This window comes from Streptococcus mitis, from assembly GCF_013305725.1.
In the GTDB taxonomy this organism is placed as follows: domain Bacteria; phylum Bacillota; class Bacilli; order Lactobacillales; family Streptococcaceae; genus Streptococcus; species Streptococcus mitis_BO.
The window spans coordinates 1,117,085-1,139,302 of sequence record NZ_CP047883.1 but is presented as its reverse complement, the minus strand read 5'-3'; the positions used below and the strand labels follow the sequence as shown (position 1 = coordinate 1,139,302).

Here is a 22,218-nt window from a genome sequence, read left to right as displayed (position 1 = left end):
CATTTTTAAGATATAGAAAAAGGAAGGAAGACATGGCCTTAGAAGTAATTATGCCAAAAGCCGGCGTGGATATGACAGAAGGACAAATCGTCCAATGGAATAAAAAAGTCGGAGAATTTGTAAAAGAAGGAGAAATCCTTTTGGAAATCATGACTGATAAAGTCAGCATGGAATTGGAAGCAGAAGAAGACGGTTACTTGATTGCCATTCTCAAAGGAGATGGTGAAACTGTCCCAGTAACGGAAGTTATCGGTTACCTCGGAGAAGAAGGGGAAAATATCCCAACAGCTGGAGCAACAGTGCCAGAAGCTAGCCCAGCACCTGCAGCAAGTGCCTCAAACGATGATGGTAAGAGCGATGATGCTTTTGATATCGTTGTGATTGGTGGAGGTCCTGCTGGTTATGTTGCAGCCATTAAAGCTGCCCAACTCGGTGGTAAGGTTGCTCTAGTTGAGAAATCTGAACTCGGTGGAACCTGCTTGAATCGTGGCTGTATTCCAACCAAGACCTACCTTCATAACGCTGAAATTATTGAAAATATCGGTCATGCTGCAAATCGTGGTATCGTGATTGAAAATCCTAACTTCACTGTAGATATGGACAAACTTTTAGAAACTAAATCTAAAGTTGTTAATACTTTAGTTGGCGGAGTTGCGGGTCTTCTTCGTAGCTATGGAGTTTCGGTTCATAAGGGAATTGGTACCATCACTAAAGATAAGAATGTCTTAGTAAATGGTTCTGAATTGCTTGAAACCAAGAAAATCATTCTTGCTGGTGGTTCAAAGGTCAGCAAGATCAATGTTCCAGGTATGGAATCTACGCTTGTCATGACTAGTGATGACATTCTTGAAATGAATGAAGTCCCAGAAAGCCTCGTTATCATCGGTGGTGGAGTTGTCGGTATCGAACTCGGTCAAGCCTTCATGACATTTGGTTCAAAAGTGACTGTTATCGAAATGATGGACCGTATAGTTCCAGCTATGGATGCGGAAGTTTCTAAGAACCTTCGCTTGATCCTTGAACGTAAAGGAATGACCATCTTGACTGGTACTAAACTGCAAGAAATCATCGAGGAAAATGGTCAACTTCGTATCAAGGTTGAAGGAAAAGACGATATCATCGCAAATAAAGCTCTTCTTTCAATCGGTCGTGTGCCAGACCTTGAAGGTATTGGCGATGTTGAGTTTGAATTGGATCGTGGTCGCATCAAGGTCAACGAATACATGGAAACTTCTATTTCAGGTATCTACGCACCAGGTGACATTAACGGTACTAAGATGTTGGCTCACGCAGCCTTCCGTATGGGTGAAGTTGCTGCTGAAAATGCTCTTAAAGGAAATCATGCTGTAGCCAAGTTGAACTTGACTCCAGCAGCTATCTACACTCTTCCTGAAGTAGCAGCAGTAGGGTTGACTGAAGAACAAGCCCGTGAGAAATACGATGTAGCCATCGGTAAGTTCAACTTTGCTGCTAACGGTCGTGCTATTGCATCGGATGCTGCTCAAGGTTTCGTAAAAGTCATTGCAGATAAGAAATACGGAGAAATCCTTGGTGTTCATATTATCGGTCCTGCAGCTGCAGAATTGATTAACGAGGCATCAAGCATTATCGAAATGGAAATCACTGTTGAAGAAATGCTGAAGACTATCCACGGACACCCAACCTACTCTGAAGTAATGTATGAAGCATTTGCGGATGTTTTAGGAATGGCCATCCACTCACCTAAGAAAAAATAAAACGAAGATAGATTAGACTGGAAAGGTGTTTTCCAGTCTCTATCGTATAAAGGGATATCATGAAATATATTATCAATCATTCAAACGACACTACCTTTAATATTGCCTTGGAAGAATACGCCTTTAAACACCTTTTGGATGAGGATCAAATCTTCCTACTTTGGATTAACAAGCCATCTATCATTGTTGGTCGTCACCAGAATACCATCGAAGAAATCAACCGTGATTATGTTCGAGAAAATGGTATTGAGGTGGTCCGCCGTATCAGCGGTGGTGGAGCTGTTTACCACGATTTAAATAACCTCAACTATACGATCATCTCAAAAGAAGATGAAAACAAAGCTTTTGACTTTAAGAGCTTCTCAACTCCAGTTATCAATACTTTGGCTCAACTTGGGGTTAAAGCTGAGTTCACAGGTCGTAATGATCTTGAGATTGATGGCAAGAAATTCTGTGGCAATGCCCAAGCCTATATCAATGGCCGTATCATGCACCACGGTTGCTTGCTTTTTGACGTTGATTTGTCAGTCCTCGCAAATGCCCTCAAAGTTTCAAAGGATAAATTTGAATCAAAAGGTGTGAAATCCGTCCGTGCTCGTGTAACCAATATTATCAATGAATTACCTGAAAAAATCACAGTCGAAGAATTCCGTGACTTACTCTTGGAATACATGAAAAAAGAGTACCCAGAGATGACTGAATACGTTTTTTCTGAGGAAGAATTGGCTGAAATCAATCGAATCAAGGATACTAAGTTCGGTACTTGGGACTGGAACTACGGTAAATCACCTGAATTTAACGTCCGTCGTGGAACAAAATTCACCAGTGGTAAGGTCGAAGTCTTTGCTAGTGTCGTCGAATCAAAAATCCAAGACATCAAGATTTATGGTGACTTCTTTGGTATCGAAGACGTTGCAGCTGTAGAAGATGTCCTTCGAGGCGTTAAATACGAACGCGAAGATGTCCTTAAGGCGCTAGAAACCATTGATATCACACGCTACTTCGCTGGTATTAGCCGTGAAGAAATCGCTGAGGCGGTAGTTGGATAAATCAAAAAAAGAAGCTGGTCCTACAACCAACTTCTTTTTTTGATATTTATTTACATAACTTAAAATACGTAAAATTATAAACTATCTAGAGCATTCTTTTGTTCATCATTAACGATATGGGTATAGAGGTCAGTGACTTGTGTACTGGCATGTCCTAACTGGTGACTGACCAAAACTTGAGATTTAGTGGCATCATAGAGCCTAGTTGCTAGAGTATGTCGTAGTTTGTGGGGGGTTACACGCACTTTGAAGTCCTCAGAGTACTTAGCAACCATTTTTTCAACGCTAGAAGCATCGATACGATTAGGAACACCTCTGTAGAGAGTCAAAAAAAGGGCTGTATCTGTTTTTTCCGTCTTATAGCGTTGATTTCGAATGGCCAGATAATTCTCTAAATAAGGCTTAGCAAAGGCAGCGACATTGACAGAGTCACGTTTGCCCCCTTTTCGAGTGACATCGATAACCATCATTTTGAGATTGAGATCCCTTATATCCAGATAAACAGCTTCAGATAAGCGGACACCAGACGCCAAGAGAAGGGCAATAATGGCCAAATCACGTTCTTTATTTTTGTTGAATGATGAGAGAGCGCGATTTGAAAGTTGTTGTGGATACTCTTGGTCAATATAAGATAGAAAACCTTCTGTTTCATCACCTAAAAAGAGTTTTTGCTTGATGTTTTCAGCTCTAGCAGCAAGTGTCTCTTTCTTTTTCTTTGTTGAAACTTTCTTCATTACATTACGATAGAAATAAGGTTCCCCTTGATCGTTTTCAACCTCCTCGGTCAGATACTTGTAAAGACTAGAAAGTGCTGACAAGGTCCGATTGATGGTTGTCTGAGAAACTCCTTGCTTGGTTGTATTAGCATTCAGCAAAGGACGTTCACGAAGATAAAGGATAAAAGATTCCATATCTTTCTTTGACATATTTTCCAATACCGATAAAGGAATATCAGATATTTTATCAGCGTTTGAAATGCCAGACTCCAAAACCCAGCTAAAAAATCGATCGTATTCCTTGAGGTATTCGTACAAGGTTGTAAAACTATAGGGGACAGCAAGCTTAGATTGGTAGTATTCCAGAACATACCAGGGCATGATTTGTTTTAGTTTGTCGATTCGTTCTAGTAAAATCTCACGTTTCATGATTTTCTCCATAAATAAACTATACTAGCAGTATAGCATAGACTCATATATTTTTCAAGAAAATTATAGTTTTTCGGAAAGATGTTATAGAGCTTTTTAAAATTTAAAAAAGGATCTAATAACTAAAAATTTTTTGGAACAAAAATATACCTTAAATCATCAAATTTGAATCAGCCATCACTGAAAATAAAGACTAAAACTAACTTTTGTGAAGAATAAAAAAGAAAAGGCTTTTATCCTTTCTTTTTTTACAAATTGTCTTTTAAGTTTAAATACTTTTTTAATTGTTCTATTGTTAGATATCTACTACAAAGCAGCTCATTAAAAAGGCTTTTTTTACAAGACTGGCAATAACACTAAATTTATTAGAAGCCTCTTCCTATTCTTTTAGAACTCTTCATTAAGGTTCAACGACATCTTTAATTCTATCATAGCAAGTTTTAAGGATGAGCTGATTAGCTGCTTTTCTATCATAAACAATTTTTCCATTTGAGTAAGTTTCTTTTTTATAATTTTTTAAAATATTTTGTTGCAAATCCAATAATTCTTTTTTACTCAAAGCTTGGGATACTTCTGCCATCCAAAAAATTAGCTCTCCACATTGTACCGTTCTATTAAAATAAACAGCACCATCTTGTAGACGTTTTTTGCAGTAATTTATTAAGTGAGTATACTGGCTGGGGATTTTTTCTGGTTGGTCAATTCGATAACCTGTCCCCTCTTCTTGGATGAAATTGTTTTGCATAAGCTCTATTGTAAGAGGAGCTTTTGCAAAATTTTTACTCTTAAAGAAATCATAAACATTTTGCATCTTCATGTTCATTTGATTTTGCTGTTCCTTTCTATTTTATCCCTGTAAGATTTCCTCTTTATTTACATTTAAAAACTGACAAATAAACTAGCTTTTCTATATTTACGCCCGCAAATGCGGGAAAGACATTTCCTCATTTACTTTTTCCAAAAGATGCCAATTTTTTGTAACAATGAATAAGTGGAATTTGCATCTGCTAATGCTCTATGAGAGCCGTATCAGCATCAATTTCATAAGCTTTTAAAACATCTTGGAGATGATAGCTAGGCAATATTTACTTTCTTTTTATATAAGAAAGTAAATCATGTCTTTCATTTTTCAAAGTAGAAAAATCATTTATTTTAAGACTCTTATTTATAAAAGCAATATCGAAGTTTAAATTGTATCCAACTAGAGGCAATTTCTCAATAAAAGATAAAAACTCAGACAGAACTTCTTTCTCATCTCTATAAGGAAAGGAATAAAGAACTCACCCACTAAACTTCTGTTAATACTACACAACTGAAGAGCTATATAAGGAGCTATGAGATACAAAATACATTGTATAATTGCTATTGTTTGATTTCAATCTTACTGTACAGACTTGATACAATAAACTCCTTTCTAGCTTTATGCTTTATTTCTAACTTGATTATAGTCTTATTTTTACCAAAGTTCAATTATTTGTATGTGAAAAATCTTATTAAAAAAAAATAACCGTTCTCATTGCTGAGAATCGGTTTTCTAGTATATTTAATTAAGAAGTTTAATTTCACATAACATAAATTATGTAAAAAATTCTACAACAACAAATCTTTGATTTTCCCAATTTCACTTTTTGGAATAACTAGGTGAATCATATCACCGAGGTACATTCTGGTTGAGCCATTAACTGTTTGGCTCTTGCCATTATGGACTTGAGTGGTGATGAGGATATTATGTGGTAAGTTGAGTTCATGTACTTGTTTTCCTGCTATTTTATCCGAAACAGGGATTTCAATGAGAGTGACTTCTCCTTCATCTGTCGCTTCTTCGGGCAACATTTTTTCCAACATAGCTTCATAGACTGGCGCACCCTTGAGTAGATCCATGATGATGTAGGCGACCAAGGTCACTAAACCAAGTGGCATGAGGTTGCGAATATCTCCTACCATCTCAGTCACAAGTATCATAGCAGTTAAGGGAGCCTTGGATATCGCTCCAAAATAGCCACTCATTCCTAGAATGACAAATATAGGAAACTGCTCTTGACTGATAAGACCAAGATTGACACAAATGACACCAACTAGGGCTCCAAGCAAGGAACCAAGCGCCAAAATTGGTAGGAAAATTCCACCCGGAAGGCCACTTCCATAGCTAATCATGCTCCAAACAAAGCGAATCAAAAAGTAAGCTAATAGAACTTGGAAACTAAAATCTTGCTCAGTTAAGGAAAGTACAAGCTGATTTCCACCACCAAGGATTTGGGGTAAGAAGATGCCGACTGGTATGATGAGAATAAAGGCAAGAATTGGGTAATAAGCTCTATCCAAACGGATTTTTTGACCAAGCCAGTCATAAACTCGACCAACATTGAGTACAGCTTTTTCATAGAGAAAACCAGAAAGTCCTAGAAAAATTCCCATGAGGAGGTAAATCCAATACTGGTCTAGGGTCATGAGAGGAATATTGTCTGGCATATCCAGTACTGGTGTTAGGCCAAATATGAGCAGAGAAACAAAGTTTGCTACGAGACTAGCAGCCAAGGTAGAAACCCAGAAAAAGCGAGAAAAGTGATGATAGACTTCTTCCACGACAAAGAGAAGCCCTGCAATTGGTGCATTAAAGGCTGCGGCTAATCCTGCTGCAGCTCCACTAGCAATCAAGGAGCGTTCCTCTACTGGACTGGATTTGAGCCACTTAGCAATTCCTTTACCACCGACCGCTCCAAGTTGAATACTTGGCCCTTCACGCCCCAGCATGAGTCCACTGGCAATTGCAAGAATTCCTAGAACATATTTTTTCCAAAGAACGCCCCACCAGTTGAGGGTCATGAGTCCCTTTAATTCGGCTTCAACTTGAGGAATTCCTGAACCTTTGATGTCTTTTTCTGACCGAGTTAATTTCGCACTGAGCCAACAAACTATTAAATAAAATAGACCAATGATAAAAAGATTGCGCACTAGGTGCGCTTGATCTTGATAAAGCCCTTGTATCAGGTGGAAGCCTTTTTCAATTAAGAAGCGAAAGGATCCAACGATAATTCCAACAACGAGACCGACGATGATTCCTCGTCCAACTTGGGATAATATGGTGCTTGAGGCAAAGGCGAATTCTTTCTTGGAACTGAGTATTTCTGACTGTTCCTCCATAATCATTCCTTCTAACTTAACTTTCTTTTTCTCCTGAAACCAGCGATTTAATGGGTTCAAAACTGGTTCGATGAATAGTGGTAACTCCTAGTTTTTTCAGTCCTTCCAAGTGTTTAGCTGTTCCATAACCTGCATTAGCAGCAAAATCATAGCCAGGGAACTGCTGGTCGTATTCCTTCATCAATTCATCACGTGTCACCTTGGCGACTATAGAAGCTGCTGCAATTGAAAGGGAATTGGCATCTCCTTTGATGATAGATGTTTGTGAAATTGGTAAATCCAGTTTCATGGCATCTATCAAAAGGTGCTCAGGTTGAGGACTGAGCTGGGAGATTGCTTCCTGCATGGCTAGTTTGGTTGCTTCATAGATATTGACTTGGTCGATGACTTGATTATCCATGATACCAATGCCGATTGACAGGGCTTGGTTTTGAATGGCTTGGAAAATTTCCAGATGTTTCTTTTTAGGAATTTTCTTGCTGTCGTTGAGACCTCTAATCTTACAACTTTTAGGTAAGATGACGGCTGCAGCAACCACAGGCCCAGCTAGAGGACCACGGCCGACCTCATCAACACCAGCAATTAAGGTCAATCCTTGCTTGTAAAGTTCTTTTTCATAGGAAAGCATGGATTCCAAACGAAGATCCTCCTCCAATTCTGCCTGAATGGCTTTTTTACGCTTGATGATTTCCTTTTGAACTCCAGAGCGATTATCCTTTTCAAGCTCTAAAAAAATAGGGTTATCTAAGTCCTTGACAGTAGCAAGGAGTTCTTTGATTTCTTTAATCGTCGCCATCGAGGTCGTCCAATGTATCTAAGGTATAGTTACCGAGTTTGCCATCGCGAACTTCCTTCACGAAGAGACTGTAAAAGCGGTCATAGTCATCACGGAAACCAAGGGCACGGGTCATGTCCATAATAATAACCGGAGCTTCTTCTTCAATTTTCATTTGTTTGAAGCGTTCGGCCAACTTTTCTGGATAATGTTCTTTGAAATAATTGAGGCCAAAAATAGTTACCTCATCCATAGGAAGCAACTGGTCTTTAATAGCTCCAGTCAAGGCCAACTTAAGCGCAACAGTTTCATCCTCAAACTTAGGCCAGAGAATCCCCGGTGTATCCAGGATTTCAAGGTCTTTATTTGTTTTGAGCCATTGTTGCCCCTTGGTCACACCTGGTTTATTGCCTACAACTGCAATTTTCTTACCAGCTAAACGGTTCATCAGAGTGGATTTACCAGCATTTGGAATCCCGATAATCATGGTACGCAAGGTTTCAATCTTGATACCACGTTCTTTCTGACGAGCAATCTTATCCGCCATGAGCTTTTTGGCCGCATCTGTTACAACTTTTACAGTCACTTGCTCTTTGGAGTTGATAGCTAGCGTCTGAATTCCTTGTGATTCAAAATACTGGCGCCATTCCTTGGTCATTGCTGGGTCAGCCAAGTCTGCCTTGTTTAAAATCAAGAGTTTTGGTTTGTCGCCAACAATCTTGGTCAACATAGGATTTTGACTAGATAGAGGTAAGCGTGCATCTACCAAAATCGTCACAAAATCAACAAATTTTAAATTCTCCTGCACCTGTCGACGAGCTTTGGACATGTGACCAGGAAACCATTGAATAGTAGCCATTGAGTTTTTTTCCTTTCGTAGCAAGGGTTTAGAGCCCCTATTTTATTTTACTATTGTCTAAACACCAAGCGAACACCAAAACTACCATGCAATGGAAAAACCTCTGATTTGATTCTCGCTTGATTTCACAATCTTTATATCAAACTGTGGGTGGTATTTGACAATATCTTTTTTGATTTTTAATAGTAAATTTGAAACAATATTTTTAGGTGAGTAACGTGGACTAAGATGTAACAAGTCTTTGAACTCATCAACACTTAATTCTACTTTATTGCTATTATCACTAGTTTCAATGAATTTTTCAATCATTCTGGAATATTTACAGGTATAACTTTTCAATTCTTCAAAATGGAAATTGTGATTTTCTACAAATTGATTTAAGGCTTTTACAGTATTTTCTTGTGAACGATTTATATTATGTGTATAGCCCATTGTTGTCTCAAAGTTAGCATGTCCTACTCTAGTCATAATATCTTTCACTGCTATGTGCATCTCATTGCTTTGAAGGTAACTAATATGCATATGCCTAAACGAATGGGGAGTAACATGTTTTACCCACTTAAAACCATAGTCACTTAAACAATTTGTCAATAATTTTCCTTCTATTCGTTTCAAAATTTGACGAAAAGTGCTTGATGTTATTGGAGAGCCGTATTCTGTTCTAAATACACTTTCAGAATGTGTAAAAGCAGGACAGGGATGTTTCTTCATATAAGCATCAAAATCTTTATTTCTCTGTATTGTCCTTTTAATAGCTTCGCTTGCAGCTTCAGGCAAAGCTACTTCTCTAATTGAATTGAGTGTTTTAGTTGTATCAAAATGAAATTGTTTAACTTTTAAACAATGATATTGAAGTGCTTTATCAATATGCAAGATTCCTTTTTCAAAATCAATATCTGATGGTAAAAATGCTGCTTCACTAATTCGAATACCTGTAAGCAACAATACTATAGCAAGATCATAATAGTTTGCATTTCTGCATTGGCGTAACACATCAAAAAATGCATGTAATTCATGGATTTCTAGAAATTTAGAATCATGTCTTTCTTTTGCTTTACGCCTTTTCTCTAGTGAAATATCTAGTTTTACCGCAGTCATTGGAGAAAACTTAATGACATTATATAACACACCATGATTAAAAATCTTATTACAAGTACTTTTTATATGAGTCATTGTTGAAGGCGATGCATCATACATTTCTAAATATTTATTGAGACTATTTTTCATTAGAAGTGGAGTAATCCTGTCTAACAAAAAATCATCTCCTATAATTTTCCCAAGACGCTTCATAACCAGTAGTTCTCTCTGAATTGTTTGTGGTTTAACAGAGACACACCAAGTCTGAAACCAATTTTCTTTTAACTCTCCAAATGTTGTAATCAGTTCAGGACTATACTGACTTTCAAATGAAGTAGTTAGTCTATCTATTTTATCAAGAACCTCTCTTTCAGCTTGTTTCCTCGCCCTACTAGTATTCTTAGTATAACTTACAGTTACTGATTTCCACTTTCCTGTTAGTGGATCTTTGTACTTTTCAACCACTTGATATAAGGGTTGCCCTTTTGAATTTGTTTTAGTTACATAATACATAATTTAATTCCTCTTAACTCTTAAAAAGAAATAAATCATTGTTGTATAGAATAAATAACTACCCTATATTATACCATGACTTCCTTATTTTGTCCGCTTTTGCTTCCATCTTAAGAAACTTTCAAATCCTTCTAGATTAATGAAAACAAGTTTATGGGTTGGGTTAATTACATACATGGAAAATGTTCTGTTTTCTCGCATTTCTTTAATCCATCTGTTCAATGTATATTGATTTAAACCATCCCATCTTTTTAGAATTCCCTTTTTATCGGCCCATTCTGCAATGGAATTTTCGACAGATATATATTTTATATTCATATCATCATCCTTCCTAAAAAATATTTTCTCCTCCATGGCATGACTGATGAAGTCATCATAAGAATTTCACTTGCTGCTCTTTTACGTTGGCAGCCTGAACGGTCAGAAGTATCATTGTATATCATTTGTATCATGGCATATAAAGTATCGCTCTATTTTATTGATGGTTTTTATGTCGCTCTTATCATGGCGAGCCATTCAAAACTGCTCCACAAATGAGGAAAGTACCATTTTGGACTATTTAATTGTCAAAGAACCAAATAAAATAATCTCCTCATTTTCACACTCTATGAAATTGAGGAGATTATTTTCTAAAGCGAATTTTATCAGGAAAATCTGTCAATCCCAATAGGTAGTCTGTACTGACATCGTAAAAGTTTGAGAGAGTTACCAATACATCTGCCGTTAAGGCATGCTCACCCCGTTCAATTTTAGCATAAGCTGAGTTTGTAAACGAAAGTATTTCAGCTATTTGTTTTTGGGTCAAGTCGTGATCTTCCCTCAAATCTCTCAAACGTCTGTACATCTAGCTTTCTCCTGAGAAAAGTATAATATATAAAACTAAGAAATCATTCAAAGTGTCCAAATTGGACATTTTGAACTAAAATTAATTTATTAAACACTTCTAATAAGCATATCTATTAACCGTCTGAGAGAAAAGATTTTATCAACTATTTAAAATTACTGACTTCAAAAATTAGTATTATTGTAAAATAAAGTGAAACACAAAAGACATGTTTATCTGATATATTATAGTCTTAAGAATATTACAAAATTATAGGAAAATGTTCACAAATAAATCATACAATCATTTCTCTGAAGCTGAACAATACTAAATTTTAGTTTTATTTAAACAAAGGAAAAAACTGCTTGAGTTGACTCAAACAGCTTGAAAGGATTAAATACTATGTTACACTTTATTCTACAAATGGGCTTTAGAATTTCTTTAACATTAGTAGAATAAAGAAAAATAGATAAGTCATCATAGGAACAATATATTTGCGAGGATGTTTCCATAGTTCCTTCTTTATGTTCCATTTTTTAATATACCAATACTTTTCTAAAAATAGATATAACGCACTCTCAAATAAAGTAAATACCCCTACCCATACTAAAAATATTATACTGTGTGAACTAGTAATATAGACAATTGCAATTAGAAAATTTATAAAAAGATAATAGTATAATAAACACCTTAGATACATATTGTAAAAAATATAAGATTTAGGTAGTGATCGCAAATGTATTCTTAATTGTGGCTCGCTAGAAATTAAACTAGTAAGAGGTGTATTAGTAGATGCTACAGTGAAAAGTAATGGAATTTTTAAGTTTTCAGGTAGTTCTTGAAAATATAATATTAAAATAAATAATACTGAGGCGACAGTATTAAAATAAAAATATCTCTCTTTTACCAAATTTGAAACAAAATAATTTTTAAACTTTAAAAAATGATTTGTATTTGAAAAATCATCTAAATACAAAAAATTATCATCTCTTAAAATAAAAATCCACTCAATAGCAATCATGAACAAAAGCAAATAAATTGATTTCAGTAAGAGAAACAATGATAGTGAAATAAAAATATAAAGGAATAATAAAAGCTTAGTCACTTTATTTTTTAAAGTTCCAAAACACCTAACTAATCTAAAGCTACTCATAATAACAAAGAGGGAAGATAAAATAGGTAGTATCAAATTTATTAATTTTGCTTCACTAAAAAGAATGATTAACAATGACAATCTTTCGATTAGATTAGATGCAAATGACACAAATATAAATTGGATATAAAATTTTGTGTTAGAAATAGGAAGTTGATAGTATGCCTGGATTCTTTCTGATTTGAAATATGATAAAAGTAGTTGCCAAGTACTTACTAAGGTAATTAGTGTTGCAGAAAATAGAAGATAGTTCGCATTGTTATGAGAAGGTATTAAATGTCGTATGAGTAAAACTAGTATTAAAGAGAATCCCAAAAAATAAAATCTTTTCCGCGAAAACAAATCTCTACATATGGATATCCATAACATTACAGATTTCCTCCTTATTTCCTGATAGACTCTAACCATTCAGACACATTTCCTTGGAATAAGTTTATGTGAGCATTTTCTAGAATATAAAGATAATCACAAACTCTTACGACACTCTCTGCAAAATGAGTACTTAACAGAACTGTACCATATTGCTTATACTCCAGTAACATCTTATATAAAAATTCCGTGGACTCGAAGTCTAAACCGTCAAACGGTTCATCTAAAATCAATAAAGGTCTTCTAAGATATAATCCTACTATCAAGAAAACTTTCTTTTTATTACCAGTAGAGAGGTCTCTGATCTCTTTTTGGCAATACTCTTCAAATTTAAATCCGTTAACTAAAAATTCCAATCTTTTTCTTTCTATCGAACAATTATAAAGTTGACAGACCATTTCCAAATATTGCAAAAAAGTCCAGTTTAAAAAGCTTTCACTTTCTGTAAATACTGTATACTTATTTTGTCGATAAAATTCTGAACTCAGCTGGACTTCTTTATCGAAAAACTTAAAATATTCCAGAGTAAAAACATTATTGTTAAATACACTACTTAAAATTTTAATAAACGTTGTTTTCCCAGCACCGTTCTTTCCAATCAAACCATAGACTTTGTTTTGATTTAAAATTAAATCAATGTTATCTAATATTTTACTATTCTTAACATATGCAAAATTCAATTTTTTTAGTTCTAATAGAGTTGTCAAATTATCTCACTCCTTTATACAGATATACTCCACCCACTATCATAAAAGCAACTGCATAAAGAAATTCTTTCATGAAAACAAACATAAATGCACCTACAAAAAAGCAAATAGCAATTGCGAGTCTAAGTTTTTTGTTCATTGTTTAATTTCCTTTCTAAGATTATTGGTACAAGGCAGCTAAAAAGTAATAAACATGTACAAACTATAGAAAATATATTTTTATCAAACATAATATAATAAGTTAATACCATCGGAAATATTATTGCTGAGAAATAATTAGTGTTGAACTTTGTTAATCTACTAGAGATAAATGAAATAATTGCCAAAAAAACAAATGTTATCAAGTCTAATACACTAACACCCATAAGAAGGAAAGTCAATATAATTAAAACATATTTATATTTAATAACCAGCAACTTATATTTTATAATTAGATAAGAAAAAGAAAATATAAGTATTAAAAAATTTAAGAAGTAATTTTTATAATATAAATTGATGAATGATGACGAAAAAGAAAAAGTGTTAAAATACATTATCAATGTGTACATCAGAATATTAGCATTTATCAGATAAATTAGATACTCAATTTGTTTATAGTTAGTTAAAGCAGATCTTGTAGATAAGATAGATAGTAGTACCTTTATATATTTCTGTTCACATAGAATTAATATCCCTCCTAACACTATAAAATCTCTGATTGTTATTTTAAATTCTAAATTGCAGTAACTATTAACTATATTTCTTAATGCTAATAGAACTAGGTTGATTAGAAATAGAATTGTTGCTTTTTTTTCATTTTTCTAAAACCTCCCAATTAAATTCTCTCCAAAAGTCTAATATATCAAGATTAAAACCAAAAAGATCAAATAAATAAATTGTCTGTTCTATAAATAATTGAGTATTAGTAAGTAGTAGCTGGTATCGCTTTAAGACATTATCTTTATTTTTTAGCATAAAATCAAAGACTTCGTAATCATCAAATGTGATCTCATAATTTTCTTTTGCCTCGTTGATATTAAAACAAAAACTTTCATTCGTTAATTTAAACACTTTTAAAATGGTTAACAACACTTTATAATCATAAAAATCTTTGAGTTGAATAGTATTAGAATCCTTCCAAATTATCGAATTTTTTTTTATATTAATAGTGGGATTTTTCATATATTTGCCGTTGTTTTTTGAGGAAAAATGAAATCGAATTTTTTTATAATTCATCTGATGCATCATGTTTTTTAAAACTATTAAATCAAAGGCTTCAATAGTTCTAAGACTTCCTAAAACAATATCAACGTCTGGTGTACTATCCGAATATAATTTTCTTTCTTCGTAAATAGTCTTTTTTTCGATCAAGAAGTCCTGTTCATTAAAATTTAAATCAAATATTAACTTATTGGTATTAACTGTCGATTCTGTATATATCAAAATAAATGTAATTCGATTCTTATCCGTTAAAGCGTTAAAAATATTCATTTTACTTTCATAATCATCAAACCACGACTTATTAGCTCTAACCCATAGATGTTCTAAAAGGTGTAAATACCCTTCCCTAATTGAACCATTAAAATTAAAAATTATTCTTTCAATAGTAACTTCTCCTAAATCTGAAACTGGTTTAATAAAAAACGTACAATCTTTCTCCATTAACTTCCTCCTTATTATGCTTTTAAACACACTATTCTCCTGCTATTAAAGATTTTCACAATATCTTCGAATTTTATTTTATCGATTATTTCTAACAAAGTTGATACATTTGCATCAATTTTCAATAGCTGAAAAGGTAATAAGTAATGGTCTATTTGATATAAAGTTGTTGAAAATATTATTTCTTTCTTCAATCGACATTTAGCAAGTTCGAACTCGCCCTCAGTTAACTGAACATTGGTATACATGGTATCTAATCTAGAAATTTTATCTTCTGAATAACTTGTTATTAGTCCGATATAAACAACGTTCAAATCTTCATGAAACTTTGATACAGTTGTGTAACAAAGTCCTTGATTTCTAATCTCTGTTAAAACGCTATTTTGTGATTTAAAAATTTCTTCTAATAACTTAGCTGACAGCATATCTCCTAATTCTTTTATCTCTATATTATCACATAGGAAACCGACATACGTTAATTCTCCTTCTTTAATTATAATATTTTCTGTAGTTTCTAATTTAACTCTAGAATATTTTTTGACACTATAATTTTCCCATTTTAAAAAATTTTTTAAAAAGTATCCTAAGGACTCTTTTGTAGGAATAGAAGCATTTGCAGTTACTCCGTAGCAAGATATTGTACAATTAATGTTATCATCTTTTACCACCTTGTAAAGTTCAATTTCTTTATTATATAAAAAATCTAACATATCATAGATTTTATCTTCAGAAATACGATACATTGATTTTATATAAATAATTTCTGTCATTCTCCCATTACAACCGAGAGCAAAAATTGAAATTATTATTCCGTTTTCGATTCCAAATTTTATTAAATCTTCCTTAAGTAACTTATGAATTTCTCTTAGTTTTTGTTTAATAAATAAATTAGGAATAGGTCTATAATATTTATAAGAAAAAAGATAATTACTCAATAACCTTCCCTCCCTTATATTGTTCCATAAACTTCTCTAATTTATTATAAGTTATCCAAGAACAATATTGTTCTGGTGCTTTATCTACATTACTTTCCAGTCCTTTCATGTAGCATCCAAAACAATTACTGTAATTTGGACAAGATTTAGAACAACCGTTTTCATCACTAGGGGGATAGATATTGCTAATTTTTTGATAAACATCATCAGAAAAAATTTCCTCCATACTACCATCGTTTATATTTTTGAAAATCTTATTCTTAGGAAAGATAGGACAAGGTCTTAAATTACCATCTGCACCAATTAAAATAGTATTTGTTCCAGCACCACAATTAGAAGAAGATTTTAGATAATCCTCCGATTCGATAATTGGAATTAATGCTCTATACTTAAATACCGTCTCACTCAAATAACGTGAGTACTCTTTGGAAAATTTCGTACTACTATTTTTATTGAAATCCGTACCTCTGCCGAAATTTTCTACAAAATTATAAACAAAAAGTTCCGCTCCTAACTCAATTGCAAGCTCAGCAAGTTTATCAACCTCCCACATATTTTCATCAAAAATAGAAGAAGCTACTCGTACATGTATTCCCGCTTCTGTCAGACGCTTAATATTTTTACAAGTACTCCTAAATGAGCCTCGCATACCTCTAAACTTATCATGTAATTCCTCTCTAACACTGTCTAAAGAAATACTCATAACTAATTTATCTTTGTTTTTCTCTAATAACGACAAGCTACTTTTCTTGAGTATTGTACCGTTTGTTAATAAGGCTACTCTACTAAACTCATTAAATGCCAATTCTAGTATTTTTTCTGCATCCTTATTCATAAATACTTCTCCACCAGTGATTTCAATACTCAAAACGTTACTCGCTTTTAGTTTTTTCACAAGAGACTTGAAACCCTCGTAATCAATTGCAGTTGTTTTGTTACAGGATGCATTTAAATAGCAATGAGCACAATATAAATTACATTTTTCAGTAATCTCAACTGTTACATGTAAAGGAGAAATAAGTCTTGAATTTCCATAAATATATAATGGCAAATTTGCAATCTCTGGGCTCTCTTTGATTGCAATGGCTCCTTTTTTCATCATTTCATTTAAAAATGTCTCAATCCAATTTCGATCATCTTCTACTAAGTTGTAAGTATCAATAAAGTTTTCTATAAATTCCTCCATATTTTGCTTGCCGTTGATAGCTTCTAGAAGTAATTTTCCTGTTTTATTAACTGTAAAATAGTCAAATTGTTTCCGTTTATTCGCATCGATTTTCTCAACGATTACATTATAGTCCCCTTTAGTTTGATATATTGTAACTTGATTATCCAACACTAAATACATTTTTATCCTCTTTCAATCAAAAAATAAGCAGTAGGTCATTATATATTAGATATTTAATTTATAATTAGCAATTATCCAAATGCAGTAAATACAGCAGATACTCCTGCAATTTCAAAATCAGGAATTGGACCGTCAGCTAAACAAACAGCACCAATCGCGCAAACACTACATCCTTTGTTATTTACAACAGTTGCTTTTTCAATTTTTACAGACGGGTTGTCAATCTTATTGTTCTTAGTCATGATTAATCCTCCTTGATTATAAAAACTATTAGACCTACTGCCTAATGTTATTATATCACTAGCAGTTGGTCTAATAGTTTTTATCCCCAATTTGCAATTAGTTACTATTAAGTACTCTCTCAATATATTTTTCCCATTTATCTACTAAACTCATGCTTTCCAAGGTTTTCAGAAAGCCAATGCACTTTCTCATCTCTAAAATATTACTCAATTCATTTGTCATCTTAAAATTGTAACAACTATCTATGAGGTGAAAAACTAATCTTTCATATAATTCTGTTTCATCAAAAAATAACTGGACTAATTGTTCTCTATAATAAGATGCATCAACTATATTATTTCTTTCTACGCTGAGGCTAAAAGCATTAAATAACATGCTGGTAATTAATCTTCTATGGGTCGGTAAATGTTTATAAAAATCAGTTCTCCTCACCATTTCCTTCGTTAATATCATAATACTTGATTGGCAAAAAATTTCCATTGTGGAGGAAAATAACTCTAATTCATATTCACCCCATATATCTATGCTGAATAAATAGTCTGATATAAAATCAATTTCTTCAGAAGTAACAATATTATCTTTCTCAATTTCTTGGAGCTTTAACTTAATCAAAATTATTGTTAATTTCTTACTTAGTTTCTCCTCTTCCTTTTCTATACAATTAATTAGGAGTCTTCTCAAGGCTGGGCTGTTGTTCTTATAAAAATAATTATTTATCTTATCAATTACCTCGAAATTACTCATCTTATGAAAACCACGCCCTAAATACATAAACTCTTCTAAAGATACGTCCAGTGTCTTTAAAACTGAAAGTAATTTACTAAGAGTAATATCTGTATATCCATTTTCAAATCGAGATAACTGAGAGGTAGAAATCTCATCATTAGCAATATTGTAAAGAGAGAGGCCCTTAGCTTCTCGAATTTTTTTTAAGATTTGTCCTAAATTTTTCATTGCTTCCTCTCCTTGTTGCAGATTAGGGATGATTTCATATATAAGTAAGCCAATTAGTTTTCAAATATTCTAGATTTTAGTAAAACTAAAATAGTATTTCTATTGTTATTATACAATGAAAGTAAATACATTACTCATAAAAATATGTTTTATGTGACAGTAATCAGTGAAATATAATAGTTTTCATTTCATTTATTAGTCGTTAAAAGCTTGTCTTTTTCCTACTTTTGTTCCTAATATACCTTTATATGATAACTATCTGCAAGTTACCAATCTGAACGCTGAGAAATATATTCTTTGTAGTGTCTTACTTGAGAATCGTAACTGTTTTTCTAATTCTCACTATCGGAACTAACTTTGCAATAAGCAACAACCCTTTTTAGGTGTCTTCTATGTCTCTTAGACGAACTAAATAACCAGCTTTTATTATTTGTGATAATAACTTCTTGCATAATAGATGTCCTCTAAGAATTACGTATAAGATTAGTAAGAATCAACCTCCGACTATAATGATAATATCCATAATCAATAACAATATTGATGTAAATTTTAAAAGTTTTTTCATACTGAACCTCCCTTTATTTTTTTATTTATTGTATAATAAATAAAAAATCCTTGTAATTTTGTTGGGAATATGGGAAAAATGAAATCAAAACTTGGTATAACACTCAGAAAAATTCGAAAAGGGAAGAAAATAAGTTTAAGTTCAATTGCTGATAGTAATTTATCTAAATCTCAAATCTCTAGATTTGAACGTGGAGAATCAGAAATCTCTTGTATTAGACTAATCAATATTTTAGATAAATTACATATAACTTTGGATGAATTTATTATTCTTCATGACAATAATTCTACTAAAACTGGATCATTCGCTAACTTAGTGCAATATATTCGAAAACACTACTCCTCAAAAAATTTTGCTAGTATTATTGAATTACTATCAAACTCTTCAAGTTTTAACTTGGGTCCTTATGAAAAGACAATGGTAAAATCGATTCTCTATACCACAAATAAAAATTTTCTCCCCTCGGACGAGGAGTTATTACAGCTTACAGATTATCTTTTTAAAGTTGAAAACTGGGGTTACTATGAAATTATCCTATTAGGTAACTGTGTAAGAACAATTAATTATAACTCCTACTTCCTATTAACTATAGAAATGTTAAAAAATTATCTCTATTCAACATTAAATAAGACAAATAAACGGCTTGTTACACAATTGGCAATCAATTGCCTAATTGTTAGTATTGATAAAGAAGAATTTCAAAATTGTAGTTTTCTAATCAAAGAAATAAAAAAATTACTAAATAATGAATTAAACTATTATGAACAAACCGTCTTCTTATATACATGTGGATACTTTGAATTTAAGTGCAATCCTGTGAACGGAATCGAAAAGATGAAACAAGCACTTCAAGTATTTGAAATTCTAGGAGAACATAATATAAAAGCACAGTACCAAGAGCACTATGACAAATATATTAATCAATAGCATAAAGATAGTTAATCTTTAACCGCCATAGGATTAGTTCTTGTTATTCCAATAGTATTTCTATACTAAATTTTTTATCAAAATCCTTATCATTCAGTACTTTTACAAACATTTCTAAATTTTTTATTAAGCTCTCATACTCATAAAGATAATGATCTAGCTCCTCTTGAAACGCTCTTATTTCTTCGCTTACTTGTTCTACTGTAATTGATTCTGGCAAATTTAATTTTGAAAAGTCATATCTTGCAAGCTTTCGACTGCTCACATCCTCACTCTTCAAATTGATAAGCACTTCCGCCATCTTATTTAAGTTGGCGATTTTTTCATTAATTTGATTTAGTTTTATATCTATCTCTGCTATTTCTTTTACTAACTCGTCTTTAATGTCTTGGTATTTCTTATCTGCTTCAGTTAATTCAATGAAGAGGTTAATCTCAGTAATCTTTTCCTGTAGACTCTTAACTGTAGGTCTTCTGTATGGTATTACTCGACCATCGTTGGTTAGCTGTCTTATCAATGTTCGTCCTTTGACATACTGATTCTTATCCGAATGTTCTTTGTTATATACAAAGTATGAGGTTGTCTCACGTATAAAGATTTTATATTTTGTTTGATTCTCTTCTTCCAGAATATCTAATTGATAATTTGGAATGAAAATGAGACCACTCTGCTTAATACCAAAAGACACTTTGATATAAATGCCCTCATCAACTAGCTTCTCTATTTGGTTCTCTGCAAGTTCCACTTCAAATTCACGAACGGTATCTCGTTTTTCCTTAAATGTCTCAAAGGCTTCCTCAATCTCTTCAGTGGATACTTTATCCTTATCTCGTTCTTCTTGGAAAGCATGGTACTGTTCCTGTAAATTCTCTAATCCTTCTGAAGCAATGACTTCCTTATTTTTAAAATAATCTTGAAAAAATTTGACATCATATAATTTCTTATCACTTATTTTTTGATGACCCAAACTTATCTTTTGATTATCTTCTTCCAGGATAAAAGTTACATTTTTTTGTTTTAAATCAATGGTTAGATTCAATTCTTTTGCTTTTGTTATTAAATCTTCTAAAGAATTGACACGGTTCAACAAAAATTCTAAACGACTTTCAATCTCTTGCTTAGTAAAATGCGTTCTAAAAAATTCTTCATCATATAGATCTCGTTTGCTGAGTTGGCGTCCTCGAATTGGTTTTGTCATTGCTCGATCCGTCATCATGAATCGACTATGCTTTTGACTAAAATCAATCTGAACATGCAACTGCTTTGCTTTCTCTAAAAAATCATCAAACGATTTAGATTGCTGCAGCAAAAAATAAAGACGTTGTTTCAATTCAAACTTATGACTAGATTCCCTATATTTTTTATAATCTCGATAGGAATAACGTTTCTCAATAATTTTTGCACCAGCCACTTTAGAAATACGGTCAGAAATCATACGGAGATTTCGTTCCAAGGCATAGTTCCATATCAACTTTTTATCTGAATTGCGGTCAATAGAGTTGATTAGGATGTGATTATGAACATGATCTTTGTCTGTGTGGGTTGCTACGATAAACTTAAAACGACCTCCTGTCAATTCCATCATGGTCTCATAACCAATTCGGTTAATTTCTTCAGGTGTCAGATTATCTTCAGGAGAAAATGATTGGATGAGATGATGGGCATGAATAGTTTGTTGGTGTTTTTCTTGTCGGTCGTTTCTGGATTCGTACAACTTATCATTATTGATGAAGTTGACATTGTACATCTCTACCATTTCTGCATGACTAGGGAAGTCCAAGTAATTGCTCATTCCAAAATCAGATACCAATTTCAAATCATCTGTTTTATCGGGATTGAGGATATACTTAATCAAACGCCTACGATATTTTTTACCATGTGTCGCAAAATGTTTAGTAACTACCATGAAACTCCTTCAGTCTTTTCACCTCCACTTGAAATTCTTTGTCCACTTCCTTAATTAACTCTCCGACTCCTTTACTCAATTCTTGTAATTGGTCCTGAGAAATCAGATGGCTTTGATTAATCGCACGCGCAATCTGATTGATGTTATTTCCAATCCGTCTCAATTCAAACACTAACTGTTCATAGGTATCCGTGTTAATTGTGACAAAAGCCATATTAGGATTAAGTAACACTTTTCTGGCATAGACTGAGAAATTTTGACAATTGCTCTTAGCAATCCGTTCATTCAATTGGTGTAATTCTGGATCAGTTAGAAATACTTTTTTGAGATTGGTACGATAGCGATAAACCAT

General features: G+C 33.0%; 21 protein-coding genes and 1 pseudogene. 3 read left to right on the top strand and 19 right to left on the bottom strand.

Annotated features, from left to right (window positions below; all coding sequences use genetic code 11):
* The first annotated feature begins 32 nt into the window (after nucleotides 1-32).
* Together lpdA and M594_RS05660 are read left to right on the top strand one after the other, a co-directional pair.
* The gene (lpdA, locus tag M594_RS05665; RefSeq protein WP_173876199.1) at nucleotides 33-1,736 is read left to right on the top strand and encodes a dihydrolipoyl dehydrogenase; all 1,704 of its coding nucleotides are present in this window, start codon (nucleotides 33-35) and stop codon (nucleotides 1,734-1,736) included.
* 59 nt (nucleotides 1,737-1,795) lie between these two features.
* The gene (locus M594_RS05660) at nucleotides 1,796-2,785 is read left to right on the top strand and encodes a lipoate--protein ligase (RefSeq protein ID WP_173876198.1); all 990 of its coding nucleotides are present in this window, start codon (nucleotides 1,796-1,798) and stop codon (nucleotides 2,783-2,785) included.
* A 74-nt stretch (nucleotides 2,786-2,859) separates the two neighbouring features.
* On the opposite strand, the gene xerS is transcribed toward M594_RS05660, so the two are convergent.
* From xerS to M594_RS10120, 17 genes and pseudogenes are all read right to left on the bottom strand, one after another.
* Entirely contained in the window at nucleotides 2,860-3,930 is a 1,071-nt protein-coding gene (xerS, locus tag M594_RS05655) for a tyrosine recombinase XerS (RefSeq protein WP_150923141.1), read from the bottom strand.
* A 400-nt stretch (nucleotides 3,931-4,330) separates the two neighbouring features.
* Nucleotides 4,331-4,753: a hypothetical protein gene (locus M594_RS05650; protein ID WP_173876197.1), complete on the bottom strand. Its 423-nt coding sequence runs from the start codon at nucleotides 4,751-4,753 to the stop codon at nucleotides 4,331-4,333.
* Nucleotides 4,754-5,015: 262 nt separating this feature from the next.
* A complete protein-coding gene (locus M594_RS10205) occupies nucleotides 5,016-5,141 on the bottom strand; it encodes a hypothetical protein (RefSeq protein ID WP_368039302.1) in 126 nt (41 codons plus the stop codon).
* Nucleotides 5,142-5,520: 379 nt separating this feature from the next.
* Nucleotides 5,521-7,071: a ClC family H(+)/Cl(-) exchange transporter gene (locus M594_RS05640; protein WP_173876746.1), complete on the bottom strand. Its 1,551-nt coding sequence runs from the start codon at nucleotides 7,069-7,071 to the stop codon at nucleotides 5,521-5,523.
* A 16-nt stretch (nucleotides 7,072-7,087) separates the two neighbouring features.
* Entirely contained in the window at nucleotides 7,088-7,867 is a 780-nt protein-coding gene (locus tag M594_RS05635; protein WP_173876196.1) for a ribonuclease HII, read from the bottom strand.
* Complete coding sequence (gene ylqF / locus M594_RS05630) at nucleotides 7,854-8,705, bottom strand: ribosome biogenesis GTPase YlqF (protein ID WP_173876195.1); 852 nt, start codon at nucleotides 8,703-8,705, stop codon at nucleotides 7,854-7,856. Before ylqF ends, M594_RS05635 begins: the two co-directional genes overlap by 14 nt.
* 81 nt (nucleotides 8,706-8,786) lie before the next feature.
* Nucleotides 8,787-10,295, bottom strand: coding sequence for a tyrosine-type recombinase/integrase (locus tag M594_RS05625; RefSeq protein WP_024057448.1), 1,509 nt, complete (start codon nucleotides 10,293-10,295; stop codon nucleotides 8,787-8,789).
* A gap of 84 nt (nucleotides 10,296-10,379) precedes the next feature.
* Nucleotides 10,380-10,613 carry a hypothetical protein gene (locus tag M594_RS05620; RefSeq protein ID WP_001022845.1) on the bottom strand — a complete coding sequence of 78 codons (234 nt, stop codon included), beginning with the start codon at nucleotides 10,611-10,613 and terminating at the stop codon, nucleotides 10,380-10,382.
* A gap of 304 nt (nucleotides 10,614-10,917) precedes the next feature.
* Nucleotides 10,918-11,139: a helix-turn-helix domain-containing protein gene (locus M594_RS05615; protein ID WP_173876194.1), complete on the bottom strand. Its 222-nt coding sequence runs from the start codon at nucleotides 11,137-11,139 to the stop codon at nucleotides 10,918-10,920.
* A gap of 1,515 nt (nucleotides 11,140-12,654) precedes the next feature.
* Nucleotides 12,655-13,347, bottom strand: coding sequence for an ABC transporter ATP-binding protein (locus tag M594_RS05610; RefSeq protein WP_173876193.1), 693 nt, complete (start codon nucleotides 13,345-13,347; stop codon nucleotides 12,655-12,657).
* Nucleotide 13,348: 1 nt separating this feature from the next.
* Nucleotides 13,349-13,486, bottom strand: a complete 138-nt coding sequence (locus M594_RS05605) for a hypothetical protein (RefSeq protein ID WP_173876192.1) — start codon at nucleotides 13,484-13,486, stop codon at nucleotides 13,349-13,351.
* Nucleotides 13,487-14,139: 653 nt separating this feature from the next.
* Nucleotides 14,140-14,988: a hypothetical protein gene (locus M594_RS05600; RefSeq protein ID WP_173876191.1), complete on the bottom strand. Its 849-nt coding sequence runs from the start codon at nucleotides 14,986-14,988 to the stop codon at nucleotides 14,140-14,142.
* A 14-nt stretch (nucleotides 14,989-15,002) separates the two neighbouring features.
* Nucleotides 15,003-15,923, bottom strand: coding sequence for a hypothetical protein (locus M594_RS05595; protein ID WP_173876190.1), 921 nt, complete (start codon nucleotides 15,921-15,923; stop codon nucleotides 15,003-15,005).
* Nucleotides 15,916-17,271, bottom strand: coding sequence for a radical SAM protein (locus tag M594_RS05590; RefSeq protein WP_173876189.1), 1,356 nt, complete (start codon nucleotides 17,269-17,271; stop codon nucleotides 15,916-15,918). The genes M594_RS05595 and M594_RS05590 overlap by 8 nt, the downstream gene beginning before the upstream one ends.
* Before the next feature lie 71 nt (nucleotides 17,272-17,342).
* Nucleotides 17,343-17,513: a subtilosin A family bacteriocin gene (locus M594_RS05585; RefSeq protein WP_302478521.1), complete on the bottom strand. Its 171-nt coding sequence runs from the start codon at nucleotides 17,511-17,513 to the stop codon at nucleotides 17,343-17,345.
* Nucleotides 17,514-17,610: 97 nt separating this feature from the next.
* Nucleotides 17,611-18,468 (bottom strand): helix-turn-helix domain-containing protein, encoded by an 858-nt coding sequence (locus tag M594_RS05580; protein WP_173876188.1) that lies wholly within the window; start codon nucleotides 18,466-18,468, stop codon nucleotides 17,611-17,613.
* 204 nt (nucleotides 18,469-18,672) lie between these two features.
* Nucleotides 18,673-18,898 (bottom strand): annotated as a pseudogene (locus M594_RS10120) (recombinase family protein); the annotation flags it as partial.
* A 213-nt stretch (nucleotides 18,899-19,111) separates the two neighbouring features.
* On the opposite strand from M594_RS10120, the gene M594_RS05575 reads away from it, so the two are divergent.
* Entirely contained in the window at nucleotides 19,112-19,960 is an 849-nt protein-coding gene (locus tag M594_RS05575; RefSeq protein ID WP_173876187.1) for a helix-turn-helix domain-containing protein, read from the top strand.
* 43 nt (nucleotides 19,961-20,003) lie between these two features.
* Here the strand turns inward: M594_RS05575 and M594_RS05570 are convergent, their stop codons facing one another.
* Entirely contained in the window at nucleotides 20,004-21,866 is a 1,863-nt protein-coding gene (locus M594_RS05570) for an SAG1250 family conjugative relaxase (protein ID WP_173876186.1), read from the bottom strand.
* Complete coding sequence (locus M594_RS05565) at nucleotides 21,853-22,218, bottom strand: MobC family plasmid mobilization relaxosome protein (protein ID WP_173876185.1); 366 nt, start codon at nucleotides 22,216-22,218, stop codon at nucleotides 21,853-21,855. The genes M594_RS05570 and M594_RS05565 overlap by 14 nt, the downstream gene beginning before the upstream one ends.